We start from the raw sequence: 16,846 nt of genomic DNA, 5'->3' as shown, positions 1-16,846 counted from the left end.
ATGAGAACCAGAACCTTGACCGGCGTCGCCACCGCGGCGCTGGGCGCGGTGGTGGTGGCCGGTGCCGGCCCCGCCCTCGCGCAGACCACGCTCACCCAGGGCTCGGCGATCACTGCGCCGGCCGGGGCGTGCAGTCTGACCATCGTCGACGACGCCACCGCCTACACCGCGGCCCACTGTGGTGCGGGCCAATGGCAGATCGGCTCGACCGTCCGCGACGTCGACGGCACCGCGATCGGCACCGTCTCGGCACTGCCCGGCGATTCGGGCGTGGACGCGGTCCGCGTGGCCCTGGCCGACGACGTCGACGTCGTGGGCGACTGGTCCACGCGGCCGGCCTCGTCCATCGGTGTGGGCGAGACCGTCTACACCCACGGCTCGTCCGTGCCGCTGGGCGCGCCGAACACCGTGTCCCACACGCAGACCTTCGAGGCCGCCACGGTCTGCGACGACGCGTACGCGGATCAGGTTGCCCTCGACACCGCCTCGACCTACGCCGGCGACTCGGGCGGGGCCGTCTATGACGCCCAGCAGCGGGTGGTCGGGGTCATCTCGGGCATCGCCCCGGTGACCTTCGACGCCGAGGGCAACGTGGTGGGCTGCGACGCCCAGGCGATGTCCTCGATCATGGTCCCGGTCGAGTCCCTCGACGCGCTGGACGCCTCCGCGGCGCCCGCCGCCGAGACCGCCGCGGCCGCGGAGACCGCTCCGGCCGCCGAGACCGCCCCGGCGATCGCCGACGTCGCGGGCCCCGTGGCCGACGAGGACCTGCCCACCGGCGGCGAGCCCGCCGTGGACGAGTCCGAGCTGACCGAGTTCACGCCGGCTGAGGAGGAGGCCATCGCGGCCGAGCTCAAGGCCCGCGCCGAGGCCGCCGCGGAGGAGGAGGCCGCCGAGGCGGCCCCCGCTGCTGAGGCCCCGGTCGCCGAGGCCGCTGCGCCGGGCGTGACCGACGTCGTGGCCGCGCCCGCCGAGGGTGTCGCCTACGGCACCCAGGTGGTCGCGCAGACGGATCAGGGCGGCTTCGCCTCCGTCACCGTCACGGCCTACGACGCCGACGGCACGGTCCTCGGCCAGGACGGCCTGGACCTCACCGGCGAGTACCGCGCCTGGCTGCCCGTGCCGGCCGAGGTGCCCGCGGGCGGCTCCGTGGTGGTCACCGTGGTCGACGCCGCCGGCGCCGCCACGGACGCCACCGTGACCCTGGGCGGTCAGCTGGTCGGCTGATCGATTCCGCCCCGAACGACACGACGGGGCCCGGTGATCCCGCACGGATCACCGGGCCTCGTCACGTCCCGGGGCGGCCCCGGCCAGGTGGGGACGCGGTCAGCACAGCCCCTCGAGCCGCCGCCCCAGGCGGGAGAAGATCCGGGTGAGGGACTCCGCCTCGCCCGGCGCCAGGTCGCCGAGGAAGAGCTCGTCCACCTGCCGGGCGTGCTCGATCGCGGCGCGCCGGAAGGCGGACCGGCCCTCGTCGGTGAGGACGGCCTCGAAGCCCCGCCGGTCACAGGCCACCGGGCGGCGGTCGATCAGGCCGCGGGCCACGAGCGTCTTCACCTGGTAGGTGATGCGCGACGGGGAGAAGACCATCCGGGACGCCAGCTCTCCCAGCCGGAGCCGGCCCTCGGGGGACTCGTAGAGGAGCAGCAGCAGGTTGTAGTCGGCCAGCGACATGCCGCAGTCCTGCTTCAGGCGGCGCTCCACCACCTCCGTGAGCATCTGGGTGGCCTCGAAGTAGGCGCGCCAGGCGCGCTTGGGCGGGTCCACCGGGCGGTGCGCCTCCGATGCGGAGCCGAACCAGCCGCCGTCGGGCTCCGCCGGCGCCGCGTCCTGCGCGGCGGGCTCAGGGGCCGGGGTTGAGGAGCTGCTCAAAGGGGGTCACCTCCAGGTCGATGTCCGCGGGCGCGGCGGCGCGTGCCCGCGGGGGGCGGCTCAGGGTGATCTCGGCCAGGTCGCGTCCGGCGGCCCGGATGCGGGACTGCAGCGGGTCGGTCCGCATCGAGGCCTGCACGCCGGCCGCCTCACCCCAGTCATCCGAGGCCGCGAAGACCGCGGTCGGCACGATGCGGGCCTTGAGGTAGGCGAACAGCGGCCGCATGGCGGTGTCGATCATGAGCGAGTGGCGGGCGGTGCCGCCGGTGGCGCCGAGGAGCACGGGCACCCCGACGACGGACGTGGGCTCCGCGAGGTCCCAGAAGGACTTGAACAGGCCCGAGTAGGAGGCCTTGTACGTGGGCGAGACCGCGATGACGGCGTCGGCCTGGGCGACCTCGTCCAGGGCGGCGCGCAGGGCCGGGGAGATGGCGAAGGTCACCAGGGCCTGCGCGATGTCCACGGCGAGCTCCCGCAGCGTGATCAGGTGGATCTGCGGGACCACGCCGTGCTCGGAGAGCGCCGCCGAGGCGGACTCCGCCATGCGTTCGGCGAGCATGCGGGTCTGGGACGGGTCCCCGGACCCGCCGGAGACCACGGCGAGGTGCCGGGCCTGCGGCGTGAACGGGGCGGAGGCATCGGGGGCGCCGGGGGTGGTCACTGCGCGGCACCGCCCTTCGCGGCATCGGCGGTGGCGCGCTGCTCGGCGGCCGCCGCGCGGTCGAGCTGGGCCTGCGATCCCTCCTTGCCGCCGGGCACGGGAGCCTCGCCGCGGCGGGCGCGTGCCACGAGGAACTCGTGGGTCGGGGCCGCCGGGACGTCGTCCGGCTTCAGAGCGTCGAACTCCTTGCGCAGCACGGGCAGGACCTCCTCGCCGAAGAGGTCGATCTGCCGCAGGACGGTGTCCGTGGGCAGGCCGGCGTGGTCGATGAGGAACATCTGACGCTGGTAGTCGCCCACCCAGTCGCGGAACGTGAGCGTGCGCTCGATGACCTGCTGCGGCGAGCCGACCGTCAGGGGCGTCATCCTCGAGAAGTCCTCGAGGGACGGGCCGTGGCCGTAGACCGGCGCGTTGTCGAAGTAGGGGCGGAACTCCGCCACGGCGTCCTGCGAGTTCTTCGCCATGTAGGCCTGGCCGCCCAGGGCCACGTACGCCTGATGGGCCTTGCCGTGGCCGTAGTACTCGTAGCGCTGGCGGTACAGGCGCACCATCTGGATGACGTGCTCCTTGTTCCAGAAGATGTTGTTGTGGAAGTAGCCGTCGCCGTAGTAGGCGGCCTGCTCGGCGATCTCGGGGGAGCGGATGGAGCCGTGCCACACGAAGGGGGCGACGCCGTCCAGGGGCTGCGGGGTGAGGGTGAAGTCCTGCAGCGGGGTGCGGTGGTTGCCGCTCCAGTCCACGGTCTCCTCATGCCACAGGCGGTAGAGGAGGTTGTAGTTCTCCACGGCGAGTTGGATGCCCTGGCGGATGTCCTTGCCGAACCACGGGTACACGGGGCCGGTGTTGCCGCGGCCCATCGTCAGGTCCACGCGACCGTCGGCGAGGTGCTGCAGGTACGCGTAGTCCTCGGCCAGACGCACCGGGTCCATGGTGGTGATCAGGGTCGTCGCCGTGGAGAGCTGGAGGGTCTCGGTCTGCGCGGCCAGGTAGGCCAGCAGCGTGGGCGGGTTGCCCGGGGCCACGAAGGGCGGGTTGTGGTGCTGGCCGGTCGCGAACACCTCGAAGCCCGCCTGCTCGGCGTGGCGGGCGATCTTGACGGTGTCCTTGATCCGCTGATGCTCGGTGGGGGCGGTCCCGTTCGTCGGATCGGCGGTGATGTCGCCGATCGTGAAGACGCCGAACTGCATGGTGTGCTCCTCAGTGTGCCCGGGGGCGGGTCTCACGGTGCCGGCCGCGCCGTCGCCGTGTTCTTCAAAAATGAACTATACCGCACAACGAGCCGCCCCGTCCTGAATATTCCGCAGGGCCCGACACGGCAGACTGGTCCCATGAGCCCCGCCTTCGACGCCGGTCGCCTCGCCCACACGGACGTCCTCATCCTGCAGCAGGTGACGAGCTTCCTGTCCAACGACATCCAGGTGACGGACCCGGACGGGCGCACCGTCGTCTCGGTGGTCACTACGGGCGGGGGCCTGGGCCGAATGCTGATGGGGAACCGCAGCTTCGACGTGGTCGACGGTGACGACGGCCGCGTGCTCTTCCGCCTCGCCGACCCGGCCACGTTCGGCCGCGACCGCTTCGCGATCCTGGACGCCGACGGGCTGCCCTTCGCCAACCTCGTCCGCCAGATCGCGTTCCTGCGGACGTCCGTGAACGTCGAGGTCGTGGACGGCACGTGCTTCGCGGTGACCGGCGACCTGTGGGACCACGACTACGCCATGACCGTGGGCCAGCAGCCGATCGCCCGCGTGACCGCGCGGTTCGGAGGCGTCATGAACGCCCTGGCCGGGCGCTCGCGGTACGAGATGCGCCTGGACCCCGGCATGCCGCCCGTGGTGCGCTGCGCCGTGCTCGGCACGGCCATCGCCCTCGACCTGATCCGGGCCAAGGACCGGCGCAGCAACGGCTGAGTCCGCCGAGCGCGCGGCCGTCTCGACGGCGCCTCCGGGGCGTGCCTTGACCCCTCCCGTAGGATTCGACGGTGGACTTCGGAGCGTACGGACGGCTGTTGCAGGACCCTCGGATCCGCCATCTGCTGGCGGTGGGGTTCATCGCCCGCTTCCCGCACACCGCGGCCGGGGTGATCCTCACCCTGCACGTGGCGCTCACGCTGGGCCTGGGCTACGGCCAGGCCGGCCTGGCTGGGGCGGCGATGACGCTGGGCATCGCGGTGGGCTCGCCGTGGCGGGGCCGCGTGGTGGACGCGAAGGGGCTGCGCCGTGCACTGCTGCCCTCCGTGATCGCGGAGGCCGTGATCTGGCCGATCGTCCCGTGGCTGCCGTTCTGGCCGATGCTCCTGGCCGTGTTCCTGGGCGGCGTGTTCTCACTGCCGATCTTCTCCGTCGTCCGGCAGGGACTCGGCGTGCTCACCCACGGCAAGGACCGGCAGACGGCGTTTGCCCTGGACTCCATCGTCACGGAGACGATCTTCATGATGGGCCCGGCGCTGGGCGCCGTCGTCGCGGCCACGTGGTCGAGTGCCCTCGGCCTGACCATCGTCGGCCTCTCCAGCGCGCTGGGCGGCATCCTGCTGATGTGGTTCAACCCGCCGACACGGTCGAGTCAGCTGGCCGTCGTCGGACCGGCGACCGAGGATCCCTACACCGAGGAGCAGGACCGTCAGGAGGCGATCGCCCAGGCGGTGACCGCCGCGCCCATGCACGTGGAGATGGCCGCCCCCAGCCTGGCGACCGGTGCGCTGCCGGCCATCACGGAGGCCATCCCCCTGGTCACCGGGTCGCTGCCCGTCATCGCCGCGGACGGCTCCGGGCCGACGACGGCGCCGCGCCGGGCCCGGGCCGAGCGGCTGCGGCAGTGGCGGCGGACCCACTTCTCCTGGGTCGGGCCGGAGGTGCTCGGTGTGCTCGTGGTGTCGATGGCGGCCGGGATCGTCATGGTCGGCACCGAGGTCTCGATGGTGGCCGAGCTGGAGTCGCAGGGCGCCGCGGCGTCGGTGGGTCTGGTGTACGCGTTCTGGTGCGGCGCCTCCGCCGTGGGCGGGCTCTTCTATGGGGCCTGGGGCCGCCAGGTGCACCCGTACCTGCTGATGGCGCTGTTCGCCGTGGCGACGGTGCCGCTCGCGCTCGTGGACGGGGTGTGGGCGCTCGCGCTGGCCTCGATCCCCTCGGGTCTGCTGACGGCGCCGACCCTGGCCTCGGCCTCGTCCCGGCTCTCGCACCTCGTGGTGGAGGAGCGGCGCGGCGAGGCGATGGGCTTCTACGGCTCGGCCATGACCGCCGGCGCCGCCATGGGCGCCCCGCTGGCCGGCGTGTTCATCGACGGCGTCGCCCCGTCCGCGGGCTACGTGTTCGCGGCGGCCGCGGGCTTCGTGCTCGTGCTGCTGGCCGCCCTGGCGACGGTGATGCGCGGGCGGCGTCCCGCCTGAGCCGGACCCGCTCCGCGCGTCAGGCCAGGAGCTCGTGGATGCGGCGGACCAGCACGGCGGTGAGGTCCGCGTCGAAGTCCGCGGTGGAGGAGTCCATGAACAGGTGCCGGTCCGTGTCGTACTCGAAGAGGTCGGCGGGGCGGTCCGGGTGCTCGGCGGTGGCCGCGTAGGAGCGGGCGGTCTCGAGGTCGCCCTCGAGGGCCCAGGGGTCGCGGGTGCCGAGGTGGATCTGCAGGGCGGTGTGGGGCTGCCAGAGCGGGGCGTAGGCGTCGAGGGCCAGGACGCCGGCCATGGCGATGCACGCGCGGAAGCCGGGGACCACCTGGGCGGCACGCCAGGCGGGCATCACGCCCATGCTGATGCCCGCGACGACGGAGGCCTCGTGGTGCTCGGCACACGCCCTCATCCCGCGCCGGCCGATCTCCTCGAAGCCGATCTGTTGGGCGTGGGCGACACCCTCGTCCACGGTGGCGAAGGTGCGGCCGTCGTAGAGGTCAGGGGTGTGGACGGTGTGACCGCCGCTGGCGATCTGTTCGGCGAGCGCGCGCACGCCGTCTGTGAGACCGAGGGCGTGGTGGAAGAGGACGATCTGCGCCATGGGTCAGAGCGTAGACCGCGGTGAGCGGCTGCCCCAGAGTGCGGGTGGGTGATCGGGGCGAAGAAGTGAGGTGGCTCGCGTCTGTCGCCACGGGTGAGTTGCCGCTCATTGCGTGGAGGGCAAGCGCAGTGTTTCTCCGACCGGTGCTCTGGGTTCTCGTTGCAGCGCTCCTCCCCGGGCGTGCTCTGCTGGGTGGGGGCGAGACTCGGGGACGCATGCTGTCGGTGCGGATGCGGAAAGGAGGCTCCTGCCCACCGGAGACTGCGCGAGCGAGCGGCGAGGAATCTTCTGCATGAGTGCCGAGGCACTCGTGCGAACGGTCACGGGGCTACTCGAGGCAGGACCGGACAGCAGCCTCCTCGCTTCATCCGTCTTGCGACCTTCGGGACGTCTTCGCCGGACGATGCGGCGTCCCCTTTGGACGGACGGCGACGAAGGGGCGCCCTGTCCGACTGCTCCTGGCGACCTCGACCACGGCATCCACGTTCGACGGAGGACGGGAGAACGTCTCGCCGGGTGGACGTCGGAGCTGAGTCCACCGTTCCGCTGCGGTCACACGGGAATCGCCGTCAGTGCGGTCACGCCGGGGCGGGAGACGCGAGCTGGCAGGGCATGCCGGGTTCGGGGACGGCGGGACTGATGTGCACGGCCCGCCCCGGCAGGGGCTCGACCTCGGTCAGCCGTGGCCAGATGAGCCGGTGCTCGGCGTTCGTCCCGGCCGGCACGAAGAAGCGGTGGGGCAGGTGCAGCAGCAGCCGGCCCGTCGCCAGCTCTCGGCCGCCGAACACCGCCAACCGCAGGCCGGCGGCGGTCGGACGGCCGAGCCAGTCGTGGACGTCCTCCTCGACCGTGCGGTAGGTGTCCCCGACGCGCAGGCCGGACCACGCGTTCCAGCCCGTGATCACCGCCGTGCCGCCGGCGGCCGCGAGCTCGCGCAGGCGGGCCAGGGCGGCCTCCCCGGCCCCCTCGGAGTCCGGGGTCAGCACCGGCAGCCCGGACCGCGCGGCCGCCGCGGCCTCCCCGGTGCCGTCCAGCACGGCCACCGGCCGGCCGCTGCGCAGCGCCACTTCGACGACGGCGGCCAGCGTCTCCGCGCGACCGCCCGCGGCCTCGACGATCCATGCGGTGCGTCCCTCCGCGCCGGTCGGCCACCGCCAGGGACGGTGCCGGCCGTGGGCCGCGTCGTCGAGCAGGGCCAGGGCCGTGGCCTCCGCCCGGCGAGCGCGGTCCGGCACCCAGCGCTCCGGCAGGGCGGGGGTGACCACGGGCGGGGGTGTCGGCCAGTCACCCGCCGCGTACTTCTCCACCAGGACCGAGACGACGGCCTCCCAGGGGGCGACGGCCGGGGCGGCCGCGGCCTCGCCCAGCCGTCGCCACACGGGCGTGCCGCCGTCGACCGTCCACTGGGACGCGCGGAACGGGACCGTCGGGCGCCCCGCCGTCGAGAGGATCGCGGAGCCGGGGCGGCGCGGGTCGAGCCGGGCCGCGGCAGCCGTGCCCACCAGGTCCCACGACTCCTGCTCCGTCGCGGTGCGCAGGGCGATCGTGCTGCCCAGGTTCGAGCGTAGGTCCGAGCCCACCGCACCCGTGGCCCGCTGCGTGGCCAGGATGAGATGGAAGCCGAGGGAACGGCCCGTGGCGGCCAGACGCTGCAGGACGGCGGCCGCGTCCGGGTGGTCGTCCACGAGCACGCGCAGTTCGTCGATCGCCACGACGAGCCGAGGCAGCGCCGCGTCCGGATGGCGGCGACGGAAACCGGGATAGTCGCTGACCCCGGCCTCTGCGAAGAGGGCCTCGCGGCGATGCAGCTCCGCCCGGATGGCGCTCAGCGCCCGCAACGAGGCCGTTCCCACGTGGTTGGTCTCCAGGCTCATCGTGTGGGGGAGCGCGCCCAGCGGACCGAACGACGCGCCGCCCTTGAAGTCCAGCAGCAGGAACGCGACCTCGGCCGGCGGGTGGTGCGCCGCAGCCCCCAGCAGGAGGGACAGCAGGAGATCCGACTTCCCGGATCCCGTGGTGCCCGCGATGAGCAGGTGCGGCCCGTCGGCGGCCAGGTCCATCTCGACGACGCCCGTCTCGTCGCCGCTACGGGCGAGGGTCACGGTGAGCCCGTCGACGGCATCGCGGGCGCCCACCTGCCCCGGTGGTGTGAGCGTGCCGTCGCCGTCGTCGGTGGGCAGCAGGCCGAGGTCCACGACGTCGTCGGCCAGCTCGGTCAGCCAGGCGACCAGGGTGCCGTCGGCGAGGCCGTCGGCGGTCACGTCCTCGAAGCGCTGTTGTTCGGCCGGGACCACGACGGTGCGCCCGCGCAGGTCGACGACGGCGTCCCCCGGCGCAGGCGACGGCCCGGTGAAGTCGTACCGCGTCCAGGGCAGATCCGCCCGGGCCGTGGGCGTCGTCCCCGCGTCGCCGCCGATGGCGGCCCGCCACGCTCGCCACGCCGGATCCAGTGCCGCGTCCTCAGGAGCCGACACCAGCAGCCGCGGGCCGGACCCGCCCGACCACCAGGTGCGGCGGACTCCACCGGCCTCCACCACGAACGCGCCGTCGGCGGCCACCGCGTGCCGCAGGAGCTGGAACACCGCCCACCGGCAGGCCCCGGCCACATCGCGCGGCGGCCCGAGCACGACGACGCGCGACTCCGGCGGTGACGTCGTCATCACGGTGCGCCGCGACGTGACGGCCTCCACCCATGCCTCGTCCGGGTCGTCCCGCGACAGGGACAGCGCCCCGACGCCGGAACCCCACGAGACCGCCACGGCCTCGTCGGCCCCCGACGTCAGCCCGAAGCGGTCCGTCGCGCCGGAGCGGACGGCGCGGGCCACCGCACCGGGGCTCAGTGCCGCCTGAGCCCGCCGGCGCACGACCGCGTCCGCGCGGGCGGCGAGCAGCCGCGCATGCCGCAGCCGGGTACGGCGCTGCATCGCCAGCATGACCAGCGCCACCGTCACGGACAGCACACCGAACAGCAGGAACACCGGGTTGCCCATCATCAGGACCAGGGCGACCCCGAGCACCAGCGGGCCCAGGGCCGCCACCAGCGGGATCACGACGGACTGCCGGGCCGGTGGGGATCCGAGGTCGACGGCGGGCGGCTCCGGCGTGACCGGCCGCGGCAGGGCGGCCCCGGGCCCGCGGACCAGGCCCAGGGCGGTCCGGCCCACAGGGAGCGGGCTGCGGCCGTCCCACAGGCGTCCGGTGTCCCGAGGACCGTCGTGGACGTGCAGCCCGGTGGGCGCGAGCCGCAGACGCATCGGCCGCGACGGGGCAGAGGGGTCGTCCAGCAGCAGCCGCGCCCCACCGCGTCCCACGCTCAACCCGCCCTTCCCCAGAGGGACGAGGCGGCCGGCGTCGGGTCCGTGCTCGGTGACCACCGCGAGCTCCGGCCCCCGGGCCGGTGCACTCCCGACCCGTTCCGCGTACGTCACGCTGCGCGGCCCGGCAGCGCACCGGCGCAGCGACCGGGCGGGAAAACGTTCCCGCACCGCCCGGTCCTGCTCGCCCGCGTCGGCGGGGAAGTGCTCCACCCGCCATGTCTCGGGAGCGGCCCCGCCCAGGATCCGCACGCTCCAGGCCATCCCCGCCCCTCCCTCCCGAGAACGGCGACCGGCCCGTCCGGCCGCCTGGGGACGACCCTGCCACGGCCGGATGGCGGTTCGGGCGGCCTGTGGACAACTCCCCGTCGAACGGGACCGCCGCCACGTTGTCCACAGTCATGGTGTCCTGGACCACACGCATCGACGGAACGGGGTATCTTCCTGATCGAGACATGTGCGGCGCTGGGGATGGCGCCGAATCGGGCACAGGAGGGACACATGGATGCGGTGCGCATTCTCGAGGACGAGATCCGGGAGATCGTCCGGCGGCAGGGCATCGACCCGCAGCGTGAGCACGCCCGGGTCCTGACGCTCATCCAGGACGCGGCCGCGGACTACGAGTCCCGCGCGATGGTCAGCTCGCTGCCGGACCTGGACGATCCCGTGGCGGCGCGGCAGGACCTGTTCGACCGCATCGCGGGCCTCGGGCCGCTCCAGCGGCTCATGGACGATCCCTCCGTGGAGGAGATCTGGCTGAACGCGCCGGACGCCATCTACTGCGCGCGGTCCGGCCGCTCCGAGCTGACGGGCATCGTCCTGACCGAGGAGGAGGTGCAGGACCTCGTCGAAGTCATGTTGAAGTCCTCGGGCCGGCGGCTGGACCTGTCGATGCCGTTCGTCGACGCGGCCCTGCCAGACGGTTCGCGCCTGCACGTGGCCATCCCCGACATCACGCGGCGGCACTGGGCCGTGAACATCCGGAAGTTCATCGCCCGGGCGCGCCGGCTGGACGACCTCGTCCGGGGCGGTTCCCTCACTCCGACGGCGGCCCGCTTCCTGGACGCGGCCGTGGACGCGGGCATGAACATCCTCGTCAGCGGGGCCACCCAGGCGGGCAAGACCACCCTGCTCAACTGCCTGGCTTCGGCCATCGGCCCGCGGGAGCGGGTGATCACCGTGGAGGAGATCTTCGAGCTGCAGATCCCGGTGCGCGACGTCGTCGGGCTGCAGTGCCGCCAGCCGAACCTGGAGGGCCACGGCGAGATCCCGCTGCGTCGCCTCGTCAAGGAGGCGCTGCGGATGCGCCCGGACCGCCTGATCGTCGGCGAGGTGCGCGAGGCCGAGGCGCTGGACATGCTCGTCGCTCTGAACTCCGGCCTGGCCGGCATGTGCACGATCCACGCGAACTCGGCCGCGGACGCGCTCACGAAGCTCTGCACGCTGCCGCTGCTGGCCGGGGAGAACATCTCCCGGGACTTCGTCGTCCCGACGGTCGCCACGTGCATCGACGTCGTCGTGCACTGCGAGCGCGACCGTCAGGGCCGCCGGCGGGTGCGGGAGATCCTCACCGTCGGCTCACGGGTGGAGGGCGGGGTCATCGAGACGTCGGCGCTCTTCCAGCGTGACGCCGAGGGCGACCTGCGCCTCAACGAGGGTGCGAACCTGGAGTTCGAGGCGCTCGCCCGTCGCGGCGTGGACGTCCACGAGCTGGTGGGGCTGCGCTGATGGCCGCGCTGCTGGGGCTCGCGCTCGGCTGCGGCCTGTTCCTGCTGTGGTGGTCCCTCTGGTCCCCTCCCACGGAGAAACCCGGGGCCGCCCGCCCCGACTCGCGCCTGCGTGTGCTGATCGCCCAGTCCGGCATCCAGCGTCTCAGCCCGGCCGGCGTCGTGTCCGCCATGGCCGTCGGCGGTCTCGTGGTCGGGCTGCTCGTCCTGTCGCTGACCAGTACGTGGACCATCGCCGCGTGCTTCGCCGTCTTCGGCGCGGCCGTGCCCTGGCTGCTGTTGTCCTGGCAGGCCCGCCGGCGGTCCACGGCACTGCGCGAGCTGTGGCCGGACGCGATCGACCACGCCCGGTCGGCCATCCGCGCGGGCCTGACTCTCCCGGAGGCGCTCATCCAGCTCGGGGAGACCGGGCCGGAGGGGCTGCGCGAGCCGTTCCAGCAGTTCGCCCGGGACTACCGGGCCGGAGCCCGCTTCGTGGACGCACTGGACCGGCTCAAGGCCCGGATGGCCGACCCCGTCGCGGACCGCCTGGTGGTCTCGCTGCGCCTGACCCGCGAGGTCGGCGGCGCCGACATCGGCCGTCTGCTGCAGACCCTCTCCGAGTTCCTCCGGCAGGACGCCCGCATCCGCGCCGAGCTCGAGGCCCGGCAGTCGTGGACCGTGAACGCGGCCCGGTTGGCGGTGTGCGCCCCGTGGCTCGTGCTCCTGCTGCTGGGGACCCAGCCCGCCGCGGTCGCGGCCTACCGGTCCGCCGCCGGCGGGGCCGTGCTCCTCGCCGGCATGGTGGCCTCCGTCGTCTGCTACCGCGTCATGCTCCGCATCGGCGCGCTGCCCCGGGAGAAGCGGGTGTTCGCATGACGTCCGCGCTGATCTGGGCCGCGCTCCTGGGCCTCACCCTCGGGGCGGGACTGCTCCTCATCCTGGTCACCCAGCCGGTGGGCTGGCGCCCCAGCCTCGAGCAACGGGTCGAACCGCAGCTGCGCCACCACATCCCGGCCTCCCGCCTCCTCGAGGAGGAACGTGCGGGCGCCTCACCCTGGGGAGCGTGGGGACGCATCCTCGATCCCGTGGTGCAGGCCGGAGTCGGCTGGGTCCAGCGCATCTCCCCGGGCGGGGTGGCGCTCGACCGCAAGCTGGCCGCCGCGGGGCTCGCGGTCACGTCGACGGACTTCCGTGCCCAGCAGGTCCTGAGCGGAGCCGCGGGGGCCGCCGTGGCGGCCGTCCTCGCGCTCAGCCTCACCGTCACGGGCCGCGTGCCGGTGATCACGGGGGTCGCCCTCGTGGTCGCCGGCGGCATGGCCGGGTTCCTGCTCCGGGAGCAGCTGCTCTCCCTGCGGGTGCGACGGCGGCGCGAGGCCATCCTCTCCGAGTTCCCGTCCGTGGCCGAGCTGTTCGCGCTCTCGGTGGGCGCGGGGGAGAGCGCCGCCGGAGCGCTCGAACGCATCGCGGGGACGGCGCGCGGGGAGCTGGCCGGCGAGTTCCGCACCACGCTCGCCGACATGCGTGCCGGGGCGTCGCTGTCCGCGGCGCTCAAGGCCATGGGACGGCGCGTGCAGCTGGCCCCCGTCGAACGGTTCATCGGGGGCGTGCTCATCGCGCTCGACCGCGGCACGCCCCTCGCCGACGTCCTGCGCGCGCAGGCCCAGGACGTGCGTGAGATGGGTCGCCGCGAGCTCATGGAGGCCGCCGGCCGGAAGGAGATACAGATGATGGTGCCCCTCGTGTTCGGCATCCTCCCGCTGACGGTGATCTTCGCCGTCTTCCCCGGCATCTCCCTGATGCGCCTGGGGTTCTGAAGACCCACAACTGAATAGTCCATCCATCCACCCACGATCACCATCCACTCCGGCCGCACGGGCGGCCGGCCACCCGAGGAGGGGACCATGCTCCACCACCACGCCATCACCGTCCTGGCCGCCCTGCGCGCCCTCATCCACGACGACGTCCGCGACGAGCGCGGCGACGTCCCCGGCTGGGTGATGATCACCCTCATGTCCGCCGTGCTCGTGGCCGGCCTGCTGGCCCTCGCCCTGCCGGCGCTCCAGGGACTGTTCAACCAGGCCATCTCCCAGGTGTCCCAGGGCGGCTGAGCATGCCCCGGGGTGCTGCCCACGGCGCGCAGGCGCCCCGTGGCGGCCACACGGGTGTCCGCTGGCGGGACGACCGGGGCGCCGCGGTGGCCGAGTCCACCATGGTGATGACCCTGGTCGTCCTGCTCTTCGCGGCGCTGCTCCAGGCCGGCGTCGTGATCCACACGCGCAACGTGATGATCGACGCCGCCTCCGCCGGCGCCCGGTACGGGGCGCTCGCGGACCGGAGCCCCGAGGACGGCGTCCAGCGGGCTCGGGAGCTGCTCTCGGCCGGCGTGCCCGGCCAGTCCGGGGCCGACGTCGCCGCGGAGCTCACCAGCCAGGACGGGGTCCCGGTCCTGCGCGTCACGGTCTCGAGCTCGCTGCCCGGCCTGGGGTTCCTGCCGGGCCCGATCCCCGTGGAGGTGAGCGGTCATGCGTTCCGTCAATGACGTCCGCGACGAGCGGGGAGCGGCCACGGTCGAATTCCTGGGCCTCACCCTCGTCCTGCTGATCCCCGTGGTGTACCTGATGATCTACGTCTCCCAGGTCCAGGCCGCGGCGTTCGCCTCGGTCGCCGCCGCTGACCAGGCCGTCAAGGCCCTGGTCGCCGAGGCCGATCACCCCAGCGCAGGCGCCGCCCACGCCACCGTCGAGCTCACGCTCGCCGACTACGGCGTGGGCGCCGGCCAGTACGACCTGACCATCGGCTGCGACCAGGGCGGCTGTGGCACGCTCGAACCGGGCGAGGTCGTCGCCGTGCGGGTGGACGTGGGGGTGCCCGTCCCTCTCACGCCGGCAGCGTGGTCGCTGACCCCCGTGACGGTGGGTTCCGACGCCCGGCAGACTGTGCCGAGGTTCTGATGCGCCGCCGCCTCACCGCTCGCCTGGGTCACGACGACGGGCAGACCACCGTCCTCACCGTCGGCCTGTGCGCCGTGCTCGTGGCCCTCATGCTGGTCATGCTCGCGGTCACCACCGTGCAGTTGCAGCACCGCCGCCTGCAGTCGCTCGCGGACTCGGCCGCCATCGCCGGGGCAGAGGAGCTCGGCTTCCGGCTGGGGGAGGACCCGGGCGTCGTGCTCTCCGACGACGACGTCGCCGCCTCCGCCAGCGCACACCTCGCGGCCGTCGGTGCCCAGGAGGCCGTGCCCGGGCTCGGCGGGATGAACGCCCGCGTGGCCGACGACGGCACCACCGTCGTCGTCACCCTCGACGCCCGGGCCGATCTGTTCGCCATGACCGGCCCGTTCGCGGGGACACTGCCCCTGTCGGTCCCCCTCGAGGCGACGGGCAGCAGTCGCACTAGCCTGGCCCGGTGATCCGCTTCCTCCACGGCATCGGTGGCCGGCCCGCCCACTTCGAGCCCCTTACTGACGCCCTCGGCGCCGTGGCCGACCTCGCCGCCTCGCCCGCCCTGCCCGGCCACCCGGGCACGGACGCCGGCGGTCAGGGCCGCCCCCGGGCCGCACGGCCGGCGATCGAGGCGGACCCCGTCCTCGACGCCGCCCGCACCTGGGCGGCGCAGGCCGGCCCCGTGCCGGGGCTGCTGATCGGCCACAGCACGGGCGGGGTCATCGCGCTGCGCGCCGTCGCCGACGGGCTGGTGCGGCCCCGCGCCCTCGTGGTCATCGACTCGAACGTCCCGGTGACGGACACCGCCCTGGCCGCCCGGGCGGCCAAGGCCCGCCTCGCCGCCCGCCCGGACTGGCGGAGCGTGCTCCGCGCCTCGCTCGCGCGGGACCTCCTCGTCCCGGAGCCGTGGCGCGAGCGGATCCTGACCGACCTGGACGCCACGCCGGACCATCCGATGCGCGAGCTCTGGGCCGCCGTCCTCGCCGCGGACACCCGTGCCCTCTGGGCCGGCATCACCGTCCCGACGCTATACGTGCGCAGCACCCGGGACGTCCACCAACGGGACCTGGACGCGGTCACGCAGCACGCCACCGTCGTCGATGTCAGCACGGGCCACTGGCCGCACGTCACGGAGCCCGAGGCCGTCGCGGCGGCGATCCGCCGCTGGCACACGACCGGCGTCCACCCCACGCGGTAGGCTGGCCGAATCATGGCTGATACTGACTTCTCTGCGGAGATCGACTCCCTGCGCCACACCCTGGCCTCTATCGAGCAGGTCTCGGACCTCGACCGCATCAAGGCGGACATCGCCGAACTGGAGCAGCAGGCCTCCGCACCGGACCTCTGGGACGACCCGGAGGAGGCCCAGAAGGTCACCTCCAAGCTCTCCCACCGTCAGACGGACCTCAAGCGCATCACCTCCCTGGAGAGCCGCATCGAGGACCTGGAGACCATGGTCGAGCTCGCCGCGGAGGAGGACGAGCCCTCCCTCCTCGACGACGCGAACCAGGAGCTGACCTCCATCCGCAAGGCCCTGGAGGAACTCGAGGTCGTCACGCTGCTCAGCGGCGAGTACGACCAGCGCGACGCCGTCGTGACCATCCGCGCGGGCGCCGGCGGCGTGGACGCGGCCGACTTCGCCGAGACCCTCATGCGCATGTACCTGCGCTGGGCCGAGCAGCGCGGCTGGTCCACCAAGGTCATGGACACCTCCTACGCGGAGGAGGCCGGCCTGAAGTCCGTCACCTTCGAGGTCAACGCGCCCTACGCGTTCGGCACCCTCTCCGTGGAGGCCGGCACGCACCGCCTCGTGCGCATCAGCCCCTTCGACAACCAGGGCCGCCGCCAGACGTCCTTCGCGGCGGTCGAGGTGGTGCCGCTGATCGAGTCGGACGACTCCATCGAGATCCCCGAGTCCGAGATCAAGGTGGACGTGTTCCGCTCCTCGGGCCCCGGCGGCCAGTCCGTGAACACCACGGACTCCGCCGTCCGCATGACGCACCTGCCCACCGGCATCGTCGTGTCCATGCAGAACGAGAAGTCGCAGATCCAGAACCGTGCCGCCGCCCTGCGCGTGCTCCAGTCCCGTCTGCTGCTGCTGCGCAAGGCCGAGGAGGACGCGAAGAAGAAGGAGATGGCCGGCGACGTCAAGGCGTCCTGGGGCGACCAGATGCGCTCCTACGTGCTGAACCCGTACCAGATGGTCAAGGACCTGCGCACGGGCCACGAGGAGGGCAACCCCTCCTCCGTGTTCGACGGCCACATCGACGATTTCGTGGACGCCGGGATCCGCTGGCGCGCCGAGCAGGTCAAGGCCGCCCAGGAGGACTGAGCCCCACGGCGCGGCCCCGCCGCCCAGGCCACC

Annotated in this window: 17 protein-coding genes; 12 read left to right on the top strand and 5 right to left on the bottom strand. The window is 73.5% G+C overall.

What is annotated here, in order from left to right:
- Positions 1-1,227 carry a trypsin-like serine protease gene (locus ACZ1IK_RS05860; RefSeq protein WP_223247523.1) on the top strand — a complete coding sequence of 409 codons (1,227 nt, stop codon included), beginning with the start codon at positions 1-3 and terminating at the stop codon, positions 1,225-1,227.
- 99 nt (positions 1,228-1,326) lie between these two features.
- On the opposite strand, the gene ACZ1IK_RS05855 is transcribed toward ACZ1IK_RS05860, so the two are convergent.
- Genes ACZ1IK_RS05855 through ACZ1IK_RS05845 form a run of 3 tightly spaced genes read right to left on the bottom strand, consistent with a single transcriptional unit; the run spans position 1,327 to position 3,720 of the window.
- Complete coding sequence (locus ACZ1IK_RS05855; protein WP_020628146.1) at positions 1,327-1,872, bottom strand: MarR family winged helix-turn-helix transcriptional regulator; 546 nt, start codon at positions 1,870-1,872, stop codon at positions 1,327-1,329.
- The gene (locus ACZ1IK_RS05850) at positions 1,844-2,533 is read right to left on the bottom strand and encodes an FMN reductase (RefSeq protein WP_020628145.1); all 690 of its coding nucleotides are present in this window, start codon (positions 2,531-2,533) and stop codon (positions 1,844-1,846) included. The genes ACZ1IK_RS05855 and ACZ1IK_RS05850 overlap by 29 nt, the downstream gene beginning before the upstream one ends.
- Positions 2,530-3,720, bottom strand: coding sequence for an LLM class flavin-dependent oxidoreductase (locus ACZ1IK_RS05845; RefSeq protein ID WP_036313995.1), 1,191 nt, complete (start codon positions 3,718-3,720; stop codon positions 2,530-2,532). Before ACZ1IK_RS05845 ends, ACZ1IK_RS05850 begins: the two co-directional genes overlap by 4 nt.
- Positions 3,721-3,861: 141 nt before the next feature.
- Between ACZ1IK_RS05845 and ACZ1IK_RS05840 the strand changes: the two genes are divergently transcribed.
- Both ACZ1IK_RS05840 and ACZ1IK_RS05835 read left to right on the top strand, forming a co-directional pair.
- Positions 3,862-4,443, top strand: coding sequence for an LURP-one-related/scramblase family protein (locus tag ACZ1IK_RS05840; protein WP_036339093.1), 582 nt, complete (start codon positions 3,862-3,864; stop codon positions 4,441-4,443).
- A 71-nt stretch (positions 4,444-4,514) separates the two neighbouring features.
- Positions 4,515-5,918 (top strand): MFS transporter, encoded by a 1,404-nt coding sequence (locus ACZ1IK_RS05835; RefSeq protein ID WP_036339096.1) that lies wholly within the window; start codon positions 4,515-4,517, stop codon positions 5,916-5,918.
- 19 nt (positions 5,919-5,937) lie between these two features.
- Here the strand turns inward: ACZ1IK_RS05835 and ACZ1IK_RS05830 are convergent, their stop codons facing one another.
- On the bottom strand, positions 5,938-6,516 hold the full coding sequence (locus ACZ1IK_RS05830) for a dienelactone hydrolase family protein (RefSeq protein WP_159228033.1): 579 nt from the start codon (positions 6,514-6,516) through the stop codon (positions 5,938-5,940).
- Positions 6,517-7,094: 578 nt separating this feature from the next.
- The gene (locus ACZ1IK_RS05825; protein WP_159228034.1) at positions 7,095-10,094 is read right to left on the bottom strand and encodes an FtsK/SpoIIIE domain-containing protein; all 3,000 of its coding nucleotides are present in this window, start codon (positions 10,092-10,094) and stop codon (positions 7,095-7,097) included.
- A 237-nt stretch (positions 10,095-10,331) separates the two neighbouring features.
- Between ACZ1IK_RS05825 and ACZ1IK_RS05820 the strand changes: the two genes are divergently transcribed.
- From ACZ1IK_RS05820 to prfB, 9 genes are all read left to right on the top strand, one after another.
- Entirely contained in the window at positions 10,332-11,558 is a 1,227-nt protein-coding gene (locus tag ACZ1IK_RS05820) for a CpaF family protein (protein WP_159228035.1), read from the top strand.
- Entirely contained in the window at positions 11,558-12,415 is an 858-nt protein-coding gene (locus ACZ1IK_RS05815; protein WP_010079080.1) for a type II secretion system F family protein, read from the top strand. The genes ACZ1IK_RS05820 and ACZ1IK_RS05815 overlap by 1 nt, the downstream gene beginning before the upstream one ends.
- Positions 12,412-13,353, top strand: a complete 942-nt coding sequence (locus ACZ1IK_RS05810; RefSeq protein WP_100058073.1) for a type II secretion system F family protein — start codon at positions 12,412-12,414, stop codon at positions 13,351-13,353. Before ACZ1IK_RS05815 ends, ACZ1IK_RS05810 begins: the two co-directional genes overlap by 4 nt.
- Before the next feature lie 87 nt (positions 13,354-13,440).
- The gene (locus tag ACZ1IK_RS05805) at positions 13,441-13,647 is read left to right on the top strand and encodes a hypothetical protein (RefSeq protein WP_010079078.1); all 207 of its coding nucleotides are present in this window, start codon (positions 13,441-13,443) and stop codon (positions 13,645-13,647) included.
- Positions 13,648-13,649: 2 nt separating this feature from the next.
- Complete coding sequence (locus ACZ1IK_RS05800) at positions 13,650-14,078, top strand: TadE/TadG family type IV pilus assembly protein (RefSeq protein WP_036381779.1); 429 nt, start codon at positions 13,650-13,652, stop codon at positions 14,076-14,078.
- Positions 14,062-14,490 carry a hypothetical protein gene (locus ACZ1IK_RS05795; RefSeq protein WP_087113597.1) on the top strand — a complete coding sequence of 143 codons (429 nt, stop codon included), beginning with the start codon at positions 14,062-14,064 and terminating at the stop codon, positions 14,488-14,490. Before ACZ1IK_RS05800 ends, ACZ1IK_RS05795 begins: the two co-directional genes overlap by 17 nt.
- Complete coding sequence (locus ACZ1IK_RS05790; RefSeq protein ID WP_036381775.1) at positions 14,490-14,948, top strand: Tad domain-containing protein; 459 nt, start codon at positions 14,490-14,492, stop codon at positions 14,946-14,948. Before ACZ1IK_RS05795 ends, ACZ1IK_RS05790 begins: the two co-directional genes overlap by 1 nt.
- Positions 14,945-15,679, top strand: a complete 735-nt coding sequence (locus ACZ1IK_RS05785; RefSeq protein WP_095353822.1) for an alpha/beta fold hydrolase — start codon at positions 14,945-14,947, stop codon at positions 15,677-15,679. The genes ACZ1IK_RS05790 and ACZ1IK_RS05785 overlap by 4 nt, the downstream gene beginning before the upstream one ends.
- Before the next feature lie 12 nt (positions 15,680-15,691).
- Positions 15,692-16,813 carry a peptide chain release factor 2 gene (gene prfB / locus ACZ1IK_RS05780; protein WP_049147200.1) on the top strand — a complete coding sequence of 374 codons (1,122 nt, stop codon included), beginning with the start codon at positions 15,692-15,694 and terminating at the stop codon, positions 16,811-16,813.
- Positions 16,814-16,846: the final 33 nt, after the last annotated feature.

It is taken from the genome of Micrococcus sp. CS26 (assembly GCF_055522295.1).
The sequence above is the reverse complement of the archived record's forward strand: the minus strand, read 5'-3'. Positions and strand labels throughout refer to the sequence as shown.